The 13,673-nt window shown below is 72.9% G+C and carries 13 protein-coding genes; 3 read left to right on the forward strand and 10 right to left on the reverse strand.

The window, feature by feature from the left end:
• Positions 1 to 72: 72 nt before the first annotated feature.
• The 8 genes from LXM90_RS26670 to LXM90_RS26705 all read right to left on the reverse strand — a co-directional run bounded on the left by LXM90_RS26670 (position 73) and on the right by LXM90_RS26705 (position 10,715).
• Entirely contained in the window at positions 73 to 1,458 is a 1,386-nt protein-coding gene (locus LXM90_RS26670; protein WP_234083067.1) for a dihydrolipoyl dehydrogenase, read from the reverse strand.
• Between the two features lie 128 nt (positions 1,459 to 1,586).
• On the reverse strand, positions 1,587 to 2,603 hold the full coding sequence (gene truB, locus LXM90_RS26675; RefSeq protein WP_056525771.1) for a tRNA pseudouridine(55) synthase TruB: 1,017 nt from the start codon (positions 2,601 to 2,603) through the stop codon (positions 1,587 to 1,589).
• A 66-nt stretch (positions 2,604 to 2,669) separates the two neighbouring features.
• The gene (gene rbfA / locus LXM90_RS26680) at positions 2,670 to 3,098 is read right to left on the reverse strand and encodes a 30S ribosome-binding factor RbfA (RefSeq protein WP_020092715.1); all 429 of its coding nucleotides are present in this window, start codon (positions 3,096 to 3,098) and stop codon (positions 2,670 to 2,672) included.
• A gap of 104 nt (positions 3,099 to 3,202) precedes the next feature.
• Positions 3,203 to 6,130 carry a translation initiation factor IF-2 gene (gene infB, locus LXM90_RS26685; RefSeq protein WP_234081241.1) on the reverse strand — a complete coding sequence of 976 codons (2,928 nt, stop codon included), beginning with the start codon at positions 6,128 to 6,130 and terminating at the stop codon, positions 3,203 to 3,205.
• A gap of 76 nt (positions 6,131 to 6,206) precedes the next feature.
• Positions 6,207 to 6,929: an RNA-binding protein gene (locus LXM90_RS26690; RefSeq protein WP_020092717.1), complete on the reverse strand. Its 723-nt coding sequence runs from the start codon at positions 6,927 to 6,929 to the stop codon at positions 6,207 to 6,209.
• 25 nt (positions 6,930 to 6,954) lie between these two features.
• Positions 6,955 to 8,580: a transcription termination factor NusA gene (gene nusA, locus LXM90_RS26695; RefSeq protein WP_042671441.1), complete on the reverse strand. Its 1,626-nt coding sequence runs from the start codon at positions 8,578 to 8,580 to the stop codon at positions 6,955 to 6,957.
• 64 nt (positions 8,581 to 8,644) lie between these two features.
• The gene (gene rimP / locus LXM90_RS26700) at positions 8,645 to 9,406 is read right to left on the reverse strand and encodes a ribosome maturation factor RimP (RefSeq protein ID WP_234081243.1); all 762 of its coding nucleotides are present in this window, start codon (positions 9,404 to 9,406) and stop codon (positions 8,645 to 8,647) included.
• Positions 9,407 to 9,704: 298 nt separating this feature from the next.
• Positions 9,705 to 10,715 (reverse strand): aldo/keto reductase, encoded by a 1,011-nt coding sequence (locus LXM90_RS26705; protein ID WP_020092720.1) that lies wholly within the window; start codon positions 10,713 to 10,715, stop codon positions 9,705 to 9,707.
• Positions 10,716 to 10,922: 207 nt separating this feature from the next.
• Here LXM90_RS26705 and LXM90_RS26710 point away from each other — a divergent pair, with 207 nt between their 5' ends.
• The 3 genes from LXM90_RS26710 (at position 10,923) to LXM90_RS26720 (ending at position 12,843) form a co-directional block, all read left to right on the forward strand.
• Positions 10,923 to 11,852, forward strand: coding sequence for a sulfite oxidase heme-binding subunit YedZ (locus LXM90_RS26710; protein ID WP_234081245.1), 930 nt, complete (start codon positions 10,923 to 10,925; stop codon positions 11,850 to 11,852).
• Positions 11,853 to 11,920: 68 nt separating this feature from the next.
• Positions 11,921 to 12,322 carry a hypothetical protein gene (locus tag LXM90_RS26715; RefSeq protein ID WP_056525759.1) on the forward strand — a complete coding sequence of 134 codons (402 nt, stop codon included), beginning with the start codon at positions 11,921 to 11,923 and terminating at the stop codon, positions 12,320 to 12,322.
• A 110-nt stretch (positions 12,323 to 12,432) separates the two neighbouring features.
• Entirely contained in the window at positions 12,433 to 12,843 is a 411-nt protein-coding gene (locus LXM90_RS26720; protein ID WP_234081248.1) for a hypothetical protein, read from the forward strand.
• Positions 12,844 to 12,857: 14 nt separating this feature from the next.
• Here LXM90_RS26720 and LXM90_RS26725 read toward each other — a convergent pair whose 3' ends face one another.
• Together LXM90_RS26725 and LXM90_RS26730 are read right to left on the reverse strand one after the other, a co-directional pair.
• A complete protein-coding gene (locus LXM90_RS26725; RefSeq protein WP_012320668.1) occupies positions 12,858 to 13,034 on the reverse strand; it encodes a hypothetical protein in 177 nt (58 codons plus the stop codon).
• Between the two features lie 149 nt (positions 13,035 to 13,183).
• Positions 13,184 to 13,600, reverse strand: coding sequence for a DUF4174 domain-containing protein (locus LXM90_RS26730; RefSeq protein ID WP_234081250.1), 417 nt, complete (start codon positions 13,598 to 13,600; stop codon positions 13,184 to 13,186).
• Between the last annotated feature and the right edge of the window lie 73 nt (positions 13,601 to 13,673).

The raw sequence follows: 13,673 nt of genomic DNA on the forward strand, positions 1-13,673 counted from the left end.
CGGCTCATTCAGACCGGTATGGCGACCGAAATGGCCGAGCGCAATGCTAGTGATGTCAGCAAGATCAACGCCTCAGCTTCTCTGTATGATCTTAGACATAATACTGATAAGCCCTTCTTCAACCGTAGGATGGTATACCGGGCGATCATGCACGGCCTGGGCCGTCTGCTTGTCGGCGACGGCGTACGTGAGCAGGTGCGCGAGGTGTTCCACGGCCGGCCCGAGCATCTCGCCCCCGAGCAGTCGCCCGGTCCGATCGGCCCAGATCCGCATGCCGCCGCGGTTCAGTCCCTCCACGCGGGCGCGCCCCTGGTCGGAGAAATCCAGGGCGCCGACGATCCGTCGATCGTCCTCCGGGTCGTAGGGTGCGCCGATCACCGCCGCCTGGGGATGGGTGAAGACCATCGCGAGGCTCGTCCACGGCTCCGGCGTCGCGACCGGGCGGTCCGCCGCGAGGGCGGCCGCGTTGGCGCCCGCGATCGTGCCCTGGCGGCTCGCCTCGTGCAGCACCGGTCGCCAGCCGTCGACGTCGCCGGCGATCAGGATCGGTGCCCCGGCGCAGACGAGGCTGCGCCGGTCGAAGTCCGGCACGCCCGTCTCGCCGATTCGAAGGCCGGTCGCCTCCAGCCTGAGGGGCTCCAGGTTCGGAGAACGGCCGGTGGCGGCCAGCACCCGCGCCGCCCGCGTGACCTGGTCGCGACCGTGGCGGTCGACCCAGCCGAGACGCACGCCGTCGCTGTCCGCAACGGCGTCCCGAACCTCGGCGCCGAGGTGAAGATCCATCTCCGAAGCGAAGATCGCGGCGGCCTGCCGGGCGAGGTCGGGCTCGGTCAGGCCGGCGACGGTGTCGCCCGCGTCGATGACCGTGACGGCGACGCCGAGCCGGGCCATGGCCTGGGCGATCTCGATCCCGACGGCACCGGCCCCGAGAACGGCCAGCGAGGCCGGGAGATCGGGGATCTCGAAGAGCGTGTCGGTGGTGAGGACGTCCGCGCCGAGGCCCCGCAGGGGCTCCGGGACGATCGGGCTCGAGCCCGTGGCGATGACCGCGGCCCGGAAGCGGATCCGGATCGCGTCGTCGATCAGCAGGGTGCGGTCGCTCTCGAACCGCGCCGTGCCGCCGAGGCGCTCGTCTTCGGGGAGATCGTCGAGACCTTCGAGGACGCTGCCGACGAACCGGTCGCGCTCTTCGCGGAGGCGCCGCAGCACGGCGGGCCCGTCCACCGCGACGTCCGGAACCCGGATGCCGAACAGGTCGGCGGTGCGGGCCGCGTGGGCGGCGGTGCCCGCGGCAATCAGGAGTTTTGAGGGCATGCAGCCGACCCGCGCGCAGGTCGTGCCGCCGGGGCCGCGCTCGATCAGGACCGACCGCGCCCCCGCCGCCGTCGCGGCGCGATGGGCCGCGATTCCGGCGGTCCCGGCACCGATCACCGCCACGTCGTAGTCGAGTTCACGCATCAGCATTCCGGACCGTCCGCCGGGGCCAAAGCGTCACGGCCCAGGTTCGTTCCGCCTGCGCGCTCTCGTCTCAGCCCGGCCTGGACCGGCCGGGCCCCCGCGCGCTCCGGCTGCGCGGAGCCGGCGTGTCAGGCGCTGCGGCCAGGGGCCGTGCCGCCGAGATGGAACACCCGGTGCGGGACCAGCTCGCCGCGCTCCACGTCGCCCACGGCGACCAGGATCCCGGCGCAGGTCGCGAAGGCCTTGCCCTCCACCGGGGCGTCGCGGCCCCGCAGGATGACCGACTGCCCCCGCATCAGGCGCAGGCCCAGATCGCGCGACACCGCGACCTCCGGGATGGCGTCGAGGGCCGTCTCCACCGGTCGCAGGTAGGCGAGGGCCGCCTCGGGGCTGCCGTCGGTCAGGGCCGAGACCGGGCAGGCCTCGGCTTCCGAGAACGGTCCGACGCGGGTCCGGCGCAGGGCGGCCACGTGACCGTAGCAGCCGAGCATCCGGCCGAGATCGCGGGCCAGGGCCCGCACGTAGGTGCCCTTGCCGCACTCGGCCTCGATCACGGTGCGCTCGCCGTCGTGCTCGACGATGGCGAGTCGGTCGATCTGCACCGGCCGGGCGACCAGCTCCACGGTCTCGCCCTCGCGGGCGAGGTCGTAGGCGCGCTCGCCCTGGATCTTGATGGCCGAGTAGCGCGGCGGCACCTGCTCGATCGCGCCCACGAAGGCCGGCAGCGCCGCCTCGACCGCCGCCCGGTCCGGGCGGGCGTCGCTCGTCGCGACGGGACGCCCCTCGGCATCGTCGGTGTCGGTCTCGATGCCCCACTGGACGGTGAACCGGTAGGCCTTGCGGCCGTCCATCACGAACGGGACGGTCTTGGTCGCCTCGCCGAGGGCGATCGGCAGGATGCCGGAGGCCAGCGGGTCGAGGGTGCCGGCGTGGCCGGCCTTCTTGGCGTTGAAGGCGCGCTTCACCACCGCGACCGCGTGGGTCGAGGTCATGCCGACATGCTTGTCGAGGATCACCCAGCCCGAGACGTCCCGGCGCTTCGGCCGGTCCGGACGCGGCCCGCGCTGCGGACGGCGCCCCTCCGGCCCGCGGCGCTCAGCGCTCGGCGGGGGAGCCTGGCGCTCGGCTGGCGGAAAATCTTCCATGGAAACCGTCATGTCCGCGTGTCCCCCGGGGTCGATGCCCCGTCCCTTTCTGCTTGGTATCGGGACTCAATGCCCCGTCCCGGTCTCCGGTTCGTCGTCCTCGGGCCCGGACTCGAGGTCCCGCTGGACCCGCTCGTCCCGCAGCAGCCGGTCGATGCGCGCGGCCTCGTCGAAGGTCTCGTCCCGCCGGAACCGCAGTTCCGGCGCGAATTTCAGGTTCACCCGCCGGGCCACCTCCTGGCGCAGCACCTTCCGGTGGCGCTCCAGGGCGGCGATCACCGGCGCCTCGTCGAGGCCGCCGAGCGGCATCACGTAGGCCGTGGCGAGCTTCAGGTCCGGCGACATCCGCACCTCCGGCACGGTCACGACATGCGTGCCGAGCACCGGATCCTGGATATCGCCGCGCTGGAGCACCTCGGCCAGCGCGTGCCGCACGAGTTCGGCCACGCGCTGCTGGCGCTGCGAGGGGCCGGTGGAGGTCGGTTTCTGGGCCATTCTGTCTCGGGCCGGCCCGCCGGAGCGGACGGCGCACGTCCTGAAAAAAGAAAAGACGGCCGCGGCAGGTGCCGCGGCCGCCCTGTCCGGATGAGTCCGGAGCGTCAGAGGGTGCGGCGGATCTCCTCGACCCGGTAGCACTCGATCACGTCGCCCGCGCGCATGTTCTCGAAGTTCTCGAAGGCCATGCCGCACTCCTGACCGGAGGTGACTTCCTTCGCGTCGTCCTTGAAGCGCTTGAGCGTCTTGAGCTTGCCCTCGTGGATCACGACGCTGTCGCGGATGAGGCGGACATGCGCGCCGCGCTCCACGATGCCGTCGGTGACGCGGCAACCCGCGACCTTGCCGACCTTGGAGACCTCGAAGACCTCCTGGATCGTCGCCTCGCCCAGGCGCTCCTCGCGGAGCGTCGGCGGCAGCATCCCCGACAGCGTGGCTTTGATGTCGTCCACGAGGTCGTAAATGATGTTGTAGTAGCGGATCTCGATGCCCGCCCGCTCGGCGGCCTCGCGGGCCTCCTTGTGGGCGCGCACGTTGAAGCCGATGACGACGGCCTTCGACGCCTGCGCCAGGGTGATGTCCGACTCGGTGATGCCGCCGACGCCGGCCAGGAGGATGCGGGCCGCGACCTCGTCGTTGCCGAGCTTCTCCAGGGCGCCCGAGATCGCCTCGACCGAGCCCTGCACGTCGCCCTTGATGACGACCGGCAGCTCCTTGCGGCCGGCGCCTTCCTTGAGGTCGCGCATCATGTCGACCAGCGAGCGGTTGGCACCGCCGGTCCGCGCGTTCTGGCGCTCCCGCTTCTGACGGGCGCGGTACTCGGTGACCTCGCGGGCGCGGGCCTCGTTCGGCACCACGATCACGCGGTCGCCGGCATCCGGCGTGCCGTTGAAGCCCAGCACCTCCACCGGCACCGACGGCCCGGCGTACTGCACGTTCTCGCCGAGATCGTCGATCAGGGCGCGCACGCGGCCCCACTCGGCGCCCGCGACGACGATGTCGCCGGTGAACAGGGTGCCGCGCTGGACCAGGACCGTGGCCACGGGGCCGCGGCCGCGGTCGAGCTGGGCCTCGATGACCGTGCCCTCGCCGTCGCGCTTCTCGTTCGCGCGCAGGTTCATGATCTCGGCCTGGATCTGGATGCCCTCCAGGAGCTGCGGCAGGCCGGCGCCGGTCTTGGCCGAGACCTCGAACTCGAGGGTCTCACCGCCCATCGACTCGACCTGGATGTCGTGCTGCAGCAGCTCCGTGCGGACCCGCTCCGGCTTGGCATCCGGCTTGTCGATCTTGTTGACCGCGATGATCATCGGGACACCGGCCGCCTTGGCGTGCTGGATGGCCTCGATGGTCTGGGGCATGACGCCGTCGTCGGCCGCCACCACGATCACCACGATGTCGGTGACCTTGGCGCCGCGGGCGCGCATCGACGTGAACGCCGCGTGGCCCGGGGTGTCGATGAAGGTGATCATGTCACCGGAGGGCGACGCGACCTGGTAGGCGCCGATGTGCTGGGTGATGCCGCCGGCCTCGCCCTCGACCACGTTCTCCTTGCGGATCGCGTCGAGCAGCGACGTCTTGCCGTGGTCGACGTGGCCCATGATGGTGACCACCGGCGGACGGGGATCGAGATCCTCCTCCAGATCCGGCTCGTCGGAGGAGAGGCCCTCCTCGACGTCGGACTCGGCTACGCGGCGCACCGTGTGGCCGAGTTCCTCGGCGATGAGCTGGGCGGTGTCCGAGTCGATCACGTCGGTGATCTTGTGGATCTGGCCCTGCTTCATCAGCAGCCGGATCACGTCCACGGCCCGCTCCGACATGCGGTTGGCGAGTTCCTGGATGGTGATCGTCTCGGGGATCGTCACCTCGCGGGACAGCTTCTCCTTCTGCTCCACGTGGCCGCGGCCGCTCATGCGCTGCTGGCGGCGGCGGAACGAGGCGACCGAGCGCGTGCGCTCGTCCTCGCCCGAGGTCGCGTTGGCGATGGTCAGGCGGCCGCGGTTGCGGTCGCCGCCCGGGGATTTCGGGGTCTTCGGCGGCGCGATGATCTTGAGCGGCATGCCGGGACGGCGGATCACCCGCTTGGTCTCGGACTCGTCCTCGTTGGTCTGGGCACCGCGACCGGCGGGGCGCGCCGCGGCCCCCGCGCCGGCGGGACGCGCGGCGGTCGCCGGCGTCGCGCTCTTCTCGGGCTCGGGCGCCGGAGCCGGACGGGCCATGAAGTTGAGGTCGCGCGGCTTGCGCGAGTCGGCCGTGATGGTCTTGCGCGGCTCGCCCGTGGAGGGGCGCGGCGTCAGTGGCGGGCGCGGAGCGGCCGGAGCCGCGGCGGAGGCAGCCGGGCGCGCGGCGGCCGGACGGGCCGCCTCGGGCTGACGGGCCGGCGCTGCCGCGGGGCGCGCCGGCGCCGCGGCGGCGGGATGGGCAGCGGCCGGCTGGGCCGGCTGGGCCGGCGCTTCGGCCGGACGGGCCGGTGTCGCGGCGGGGGCGTCGGCCGCCGGTGCGGGGGCGGCGGCCTGAGCCTCGGCGGCCTTGGCAGCGTCAGCCGCCGCCGCAGCGGCGGCCGCAGCCGCGGCCTTGCGCTCCTCGTCCTCGCGACGGCGGGCCTCGGCGGCCTCGCGCTCGCGGCGGGCCTGCTCCTCGGCCTCGCGACGGCGCGCCTCGGCCTCGGCCTCCACCTTGCGGCGGGCCTCGGCCTCGCGGCGCTGCGCGTCGGCGAGGGCGGCGGCGCGGGCCGCACTCTCCTGCTCGCTCAGGGTGCGCAGGACGACCCCCGAAGCGGCGCGCTGCGCCGGACGCGGGGCCGGCGCCGTCGGCGCGGGGGCCGCCGGGCGTGGAGCCGGCGCGGGTTCACGGGCAGGGGCGGCCGGCGCCGCACCGATGACGCGGCGCTTCACCGTCTCGACCACGACCTGCTTGGAGCGGCCATGGGAGAAGCTCTGACGCACGGTGCCCGCCTCGATCGGCCGCTTGAGGCCGAGCGGCTTCGGGGAAGTCCGGTTCAGAGTCTTGTCGCCCGGGTTGTTCGTATCGCTCATTCAGCCTGAACCCTGAGGGTTTCCATCGTCCCGTGAACCGACACCCGGTGGCGCCGGTCAAAATAGTCCTGCGTCGTCAACGTGAGGCTTCGTCGATCCCGCCGATTCGGGCTGGATCGGGCTCCCCGGTCGCCGCGGCGGCGCCCTCGAAGGAGCGTAGCCGACGCCAACGCGACAGGCAGCCGGCGGCTCCGGCTCCTGCGACGAGCGCAGCGTGTATCACATGATCCCGACCTAAGGCCATGTCCAATTCGTCCTCGGACAGGTCATCGATGATCGGGATCCTTGACATGGCCCCGCCGTGGCGCCTGTGCAAGGCCGACGCGATCTTCCGCCGGCCGTCCGGGCTCGCCTCGGCGGCATGAATCACCGCAATGGCGCCCGGCTGCCCGCCGATCGCGGCCTCGACCTTCGAGAAGCCCGCGACCACGCAGCCCGCCTTGTTGGCCATGGCGATGGCCTGCCGCAGGTCGTCCCGCAGCCCGGCGGCGATCCGGTCCGGCAGGTCGGGGGCGGCCGGGGTCGGCCCCTTGAACGCCCGCGAGAACAGGTTCTTCCGCACCGCGGTCGCGACAGCCTCGCGCCGGGCGCTGATCCAGGCGCCGCGGCCCGGCAGCTTGGCGCGCAGGTCGGGCACGACGCTGCCGTCCGGCCCGCGCACGAACCGGATCATCGCGTCCGGCGCCTGGACGACGCGCGTGACGATGCAGGTCCGCTCGGGCGAGCGGCGGCCGGGGCCGGCATCGAGCCCCCCGGCATCCAGCCCGTCCTCGGGCAGGGTCGTGTCGACCGCGACCATCGCGCCTCCGCCGCCGGCGCCCGCCTCAGGCCTCAACCTGCGCGGGGGCGGCCTCGTCGCCCTCGGCCGCCTCGGCACCCTCCTCGGCCTCCGGCTCCGGCAGGGCCTCGATCCAGCCGGCCTTCAGGCGGGCGGCCATGATCAGGGCCTCGGCCTCGGCGCGGGACAGGTCGAACCCGTCGAGGTAGCCGGCGTGGCGCACGGCCTCGGGACCGCGGCCCTCCGTGTAGCCGACGAGGTCGTCGGTGGCGCAGCCCGCCAGATCCTCGACGGTCTTCACGTCGTTCTCGCCGAGGGCGACCATCATGGGCGTGGTGATGCCCTCGATCTCCCGCAGCTCGTCGGCGACGCCGAGCTCGGTGCGGCGGGCGTCGTGCGCCTGCTCGATCCGGGCGAGGTGGTCCTGGGCGCGGGCCTGGATCTCGGTGCCGGTCTCCTCGTCGAGACCCTGGATGCCGGAGAGCTCCTGGATGTCGACGTAGGCGATCTCCTCGACGTTGCGGAAGCCTTCCGCGGCGAGCAGCTGGCCGACGGTCTCGTCGACGTCGAGCGCCTCCATGAAGACCTGGGTCCGCTCGGCGAACTCCTTCTGGCGGCGCTCCGATTCCTCGGCCTCGGTCAGGATGTCGATGTCCCAGCCGGTGAGCTGCGAGGCGAGGCGCACGTTCTGGCCGCGGCGGCCGATCGCCAGCGACAGCTGGTCGTCCGGCACCACCACCTCGATGCGGTCGGCCTCCTCGTCGAGCACCACCTTCACCACCTCGGCGGGCTGGAGCGCGTTGACGATGAAGGTCGCCTCGTCCTCGGACCACGGGATGATGTCGATCTTCTCGCCCTGCAGCTCGCCGACGACGGCCTGCACGCGAGATCCCCGCATACCCACGCAGGCGCCCACGGGATCGATGCTGCCGTCGCGCGAGATCACCGCGATCTTGGCGCGCGAGCCCGGATCGCGGGCCACCGCCTTCACCTCGACGATGCCGTCGTAGATCTCCGGCACTTCCTGGCCGAACAGCTTGGCCATGAACTGCGGGTGCGAGCGCGACAGGAAGATCTGCGGGCCGCGCACTTCCGAGCGCACGTCGAACAGGTAGGAGCGGATGCGGTCGCCCGGCCGGAAGGTCTCGCGCGGGATCATCTCGTCCCGGCGCACGATGCCCTCGCCGCGGCCGAGATCGACGATGACGTTGCCGTACTCGACCCGCTTCACGATGCCGTTGAGGATCTCGCCGATGCGGTCCTTGTACTCGTCGAACTGGCGGGCGCGCTCGGCGTCGCGCACCTTCTGGACGATGACCTGCTTGGCCGACTGCGCGGCCACGCGGCCGAAATCGAAGGGCGGCAGGGTGTCGGAGATGACGTCGCCGACCAGCGCGCCCGGGTTGTAGCGGCGGGCCTGGTCGAGGGTGATCTCGCGGGCGTCGTTCTCCACCTGATCGACGACCAGGAGGTGGCGCGAGAGGCGCAGCGCCCCGGTCTTCGGGTCGATCTCGGCGTGAACGTCGGTCTCGGCGCCGTAGCGCGAGCGGGCGGCCTTGGCGATCGCCTCCTCCATCGCGTCGATCACGATGGAGCGGTCGATCACCTTCTCGCGGGCGACCGCGTCGGCGATCTGGAGGAGTTCGAGCCTGTTGGCGCTGACGACGGCCATCGGTGTCGGTCCTTCTCTTCCGTCAAATCTTCGGGCCGGCCGCCGGGCGGCCGGCGCGGGGGTCTCAGTGCAGGGAGTCGCGGTCCTTGAGCCGGGACGCCTTGGTCACGACCGGCTTCTTCGGGCCGGTCCGGGCCTGTTTCTGGGGCTTGGCCGCGGGGCTGGCCTTGCGGGGGCCCTTCGGCTGGAAGGGCGCGCGCGCCGGCGGCGCGCTCTCCGCGGCGTCCTCCTCGTCCTCGGCCTCGTCGGCCTCGTCAGTGGCGGGCGGCCCGCCGCGGCGCAGCGACTCGCGGATCAGCGCGTCGGTGAGGACGAGATGGGCCTCGGCGAGGTCCTTGAGCGGCAGGTCGATGCGGCTCGGCAGCCCTTCCTTCACGTCGGGCAGGTCGATCGGGACGGTCGCGCCCGTCGGGTCCGGCGCGCCGAGGATGCCGCGGAAGCGCTTGCGCCCGTCGAGCGGCGGGCTCAGCTCGACCTTGGCCTCGTAGCCCACCCAGCGGGCGAAGTCCGAGACCCGCACCAGCGGCCGGTCGATCCCCGGCGAGGACACTTCGAGGTTGTAGGCGCCGCCCACCGGATCGTCGACGTCGAGGATCGGCGAGATCGCGCGGCTCACCGCCTCGCAATCGTCGATCGTGAAGGTGCCGTCCGGCCGCTCCGCCATGATCTGCACGGTGCAGCCGTTGACGTTGGACATCCGCACCCGGACCAGCCGGAAGCCGAGGCCCGCCAGTGGCCCCTCGATCGCCTGCGCGACGCGCGCGGCGACTCCGGCCTCGCGGACGAGGCGCTTCTCGGACAGATCCGCTTCAATCTCGGACGACATGGGTGTTCAGCGCGCAACCTTCGCGGCGTTCTGCCTGGCCGCCCGCGGCGTGGGGCCTCGTGCGGCGAGAGGGTGTGCGGCGAAAAAAAAGAGCGGACCCGGTGGGGCCCACTCCCGAACCGCAGCCTCTCGACTGCCATCAGAACTGTCGAGAGCTAGATAGCGGCCCTCGGCCCGGAGCGCAAGGTGGATCCGCCGCGCCGCGCGAGCCCGCTCGTCCCCAGCTCCGCCTCATCCTTCGATGTCGCGCTTCGCGGCCACCTCAGGATGAGGGGATCGGTCGAAGATCGGCCGCGTCTCAGCCGCTGCGCGGCACCCGCCCCTCCAGCGGATAGGCCGGATCGTTGTAGCCCGGCGTCGTCGGATGCCCCGCGGCCACGAACCCGTCGACCAGCGCCTCGTCCTCCGGGGTGAAGGCGTAGTCGAGGGCGCCGAGATATTCCTGCCACTGCGCCTCCGTCCGCGGCCCGGCGATCACGCCGGTGACGAGGCGGTTGTTCAGCACCCAGGCGGTGGCGAACTGGCCGGCCGTGATGCCGCGGGCCTCGGCGTGCTCCCTCAAGGTCCGGGCGATGCGCAGGGATTCCGGGCGCCACTCGGTCTGCATCATCCGGGCGTCCTGGCGGCCGGCCCGCGACTCGGCCGGCGGCGGCGCGTCCGGGTCGTACTTGCCGGTGAGCACGCCGCGCGCGAGCGGCGAGTACGGCACCACGCCGAGCCCGAAATGCGCGCAGGCGGGCAGGTGCTCGGTCTCCGGCATCCGGTTGAAGGCGTTGTAGTAGGGCTGGCTCACCACCGGCCGGTCGATCCCGGCCTCGTCGCAGAGCCGGCAGATCTCGGCGACCCGCCAGGAGCGGTGATTCGAGACGCCGAAATGGCGGATCTTGCCCGCCCGCACGAGGTCGGCGATCGCCCGGACCGTCTCGGCCAGCGGCGTGTCGTGGTCCTCCTTGTGGAGGTAGTAGATGTCGATGAAATCCGTGCCGAGGCGGCGCAGGCTGTCCTCGGCGGCCTTCATCACGTGGACCCGCGAGAGGCCGCGGTCGTTGACGCCCGGCCCGGTCGGGTTGGCGACCTTGGTGGCCAGGACCCAGGCGTCGCGCTCGGCCCGGATCGCCCGGCCGGTGATCTCCTCCGAGCGGCCCTCCGTGTAGACGTTGGCCGTGTCGATGAAGTTGATCCCGGCCTCCCGGGCGCTGGCGACGACGCGGCCGGCCGTGGCCTCGTCGGTGGGGCCGCCGAACATCATCGTGCCGAGGCAGATCGGCGAGACCTTGAGGCCCGAGCGGCCGAGCGTGCGATACTGCATGGGATCCCTCCAACGTCCGTCGTCTCGCTATCTCGCCGCGGGAACGGCGCGGTCAACCACAACACAGGTCAACGCCGCCCTGTAACCCGCGAACGCCCGCGGCGAACCGACCCGTGACGGCACCGATGGCCCGGGCAGCCGTTCCCGCCGGTGGCCCGGGCCATCGGCGCGGCGCCGTCGTCCACCGCGAAGCTTCCGTTCGGACCCATGATCGATCGCTCGGCCGCCGCCCTCGGCATCCCCCTCCCCTGGCTCGACCGGGCCGGCCGCCTCTCCTGGCTGAAGCTCGCGGTGTTCGCGTGCTGCGTCGCGCCCGCGCTCTACCTCGCGGCCGCCTACCGGCTCGACGCCCTCGGGGCGAAGCCGATCACCGCGCTGATCCACGCCACCGGCGAGTGGGCGGTGCGCTTCCTGCTCTTCTCGCTGGCGATCTCGCCGCTGCGCCGCCTCGCGGACTGGCCGAAGGTCCTCGTCGTGCGGCGCATGCTCGGCGTCACCGTGATGGCCTACGCGGTGGCCCATCTGACCCTCTACGCCGTCGACCAGAACCTGATCCTCACCAAGGTGATCTCCGAGATCGCGCTCCGGCTCTACCTGACGATCGGCTTCGTGGCCCTGATCGGCCTGATCGCTTTAGGGTTGACCTCCACGGACGCGGCGATCCGCAACCTCGGCCCGAACTGGAATCGCCTGCACCGCCTCACCTACACGATCGCCGTGGCGGCCCTGGTCCACTACTTCCTGCAGTCGAAGATCGATGTCACCGACCCGGTCTTCTCGGCGGGCCTGTTCCTGCTGCTGATGGGCTGGCGGGTGATGCGGCGCTTCCAGTGGCCGGAGCGGCCCTGGTCGCTCCTCTTCCTGGCGATCGTCGCCGGGCTCGCGACCGCCGGCCTGGAGGCCGCGTGGTACGGCCTCGCCAGCGGTGTGCCGGCCAACCTCGTCCTCGCCGCCAACCTGGACTTCTCCGGGCCGATCCGGCCGGCCTGGTGGGTGCTGGCCGTCGGCCTGTCGCTCCCGCTCGTTGCGCTCGTGCGCGGCCCGAAGGCCCCGGCAACGGGCAGGCGACCGGCCCAGGCGGCCCGCCGGGAGCCTATCCGGGAGCCCGTCCGGGAGCCCTTGTCGCCGTCGGCCTGATGCCGCAGAACCCGCTCCCGGTCCTCCGCCGCCGGCGGCCCCGGGCCCAGCGGAGCTTTCGAGACGCCATGCGCGGCACGCCTCTCCTGATCGCGGGCTTGCTCGCGCCGACCCTCGCCTTCGCGACGCCCCCCGCGACCCAGGCCGCGAAGCCGGCCGCCAAGGCGGCGCCCGCCGCGCCGCCGCCGGCCGCCGCCGCGCCGGCAGCCGCGGCCTGCACGCCGCCCGCGCCGCCGCCGGCCTCCGCGCGCCCGGCCAAGCCGGAGCTGCCGCCGAAGCCCGCCTGCCTCGACGCCAAGGAAGGCTGCCCGGGCTGGGAGGCCTACAGCTACAACGACGCGATCAAGGCCTATAACCTGCAGGCGCAGGCCTTCCGGCCGATCGCCGAGGCCTACCTGCAGAAGCTCAATGCCTACGTGAAGGCGAGCGCGGACTACGCCCAGTGCGAAGTGAACGCGATGCAGAAGTAGCCGGCTGAACGGCGGCCGACACCGCGGCTCGGAGGCGGTTCAGGCACCCCGTCGCATCCTCCGGCGATGATGGCCGCGATCCCCGCGCGCCCGCTCACGCCGAGGCCACCGTGCCCGCTCGTCGTCTCCTCTTACGAACCGGCTTCTGCGCCCTGCTCCTCGCCGCCGGCCCGGCCCTGGCCGCCGATTTCGACGGCCCCTACCCGCCGCACGGCTACGGCGGGCCCGCCCAGGACGACGAGCCGGAGCGCCGGCCACCGCCGCCCCCGCCCCCTCCGGGACCGCGGCCCGAACCCGAAGTCCGCGGCCCCCGCTTCACAGCGGCGCCCCCGGAAGCGTCCCCGGAGGCGTCCCCCGAGGCATGCCGGGAATTCGTGCGGCGGCGCTTCGGTCCGGACGGGGAGCCGGTGCTGCGACGGGTGCGGGTCTGCGATGAGCCGGTCGTCGACCGCGGGCCGCCGCCGCCTCCCCCGCCGCCGGAGGACATCCCGCCCCGTCGCTGGGGCGGGCCGCGCTGGTAGCGCGGGAATCCGGCTCAGATGCGGGCCGGCGCCTTCCTGAGGGCGGCCGCGAAGGCCTTGAGCTGGCGGTTCAGATCCGCCAGCTCGTTCAGCGCGATGGTCTTGTGGCCGTCGCGGACCGCGCGCTCGATATCCTCGACCTGCAGGTCGACGAGGCGGCGGATGGCGGTGGCGACTTGTTGTCGGGTCATCGATTCGAGCGTCTCGTCCGAGCGTCCTGGCGGGCCTCAACGGACGGCCGGTGCGCGGCCGTCGACACGTTTCGGTGATAGGCCGGTAGGCTTAACCGATGGTGTCCGCGGCCCCGCCGTTCACAGGCGATCCGGCCCTGGCCGAGGCCCTAGCGGCGCTCGCGCATCTCGCTGCGGCGCATCGGCATCGCGTCGATGGTGGCGAACAGCCTCTGCGGCGCGATCGGCGCCGCTTCGGTGATCTTGGCGCCTCCGTCCTTGCCGACCAGGACCGCGCGGAAGCTGTCCGCGGGCAGGCCGAGGCGCTCGCGCAGGGCCCGCGCCTCGGCCCCCGTCCCGACCGCTTCGAGCACCACGAGGTCGCGCTCGGCGACGCCGGTGCGGACCGAGGCCAGCGCCGCCCGCTGCGCCCGGAGCTGCGCGTCCCCGGCCTCGGGCGCCGACAGCACCAGCACCCGCGCCCGGTCGCGGTAGCCGTCGAGGGGACCGGCCAGGGCGGCCCCCGCCGCCAGGGCTGCCATGCCTGCTATGCCTGCCAGCCCGAATCCCAGTGCCGTCTCCCGCATGCCGCCGCTCCGCTCGCTCGAGTCGGGACAACGCGCGACTCGGCCGCGCGATCGCGGCGGCGCCTTTGCCTCG

Source organism: Methylobacterium oryzae (assembly GCF_021398735.1).
In the GTDB taxonomy this organism is placed as follows: Bacteria; Pseudomonadota; Alphaproteobacteria; order Rhizobiales; family Beijerinckiaceae; genus Methylobacterium.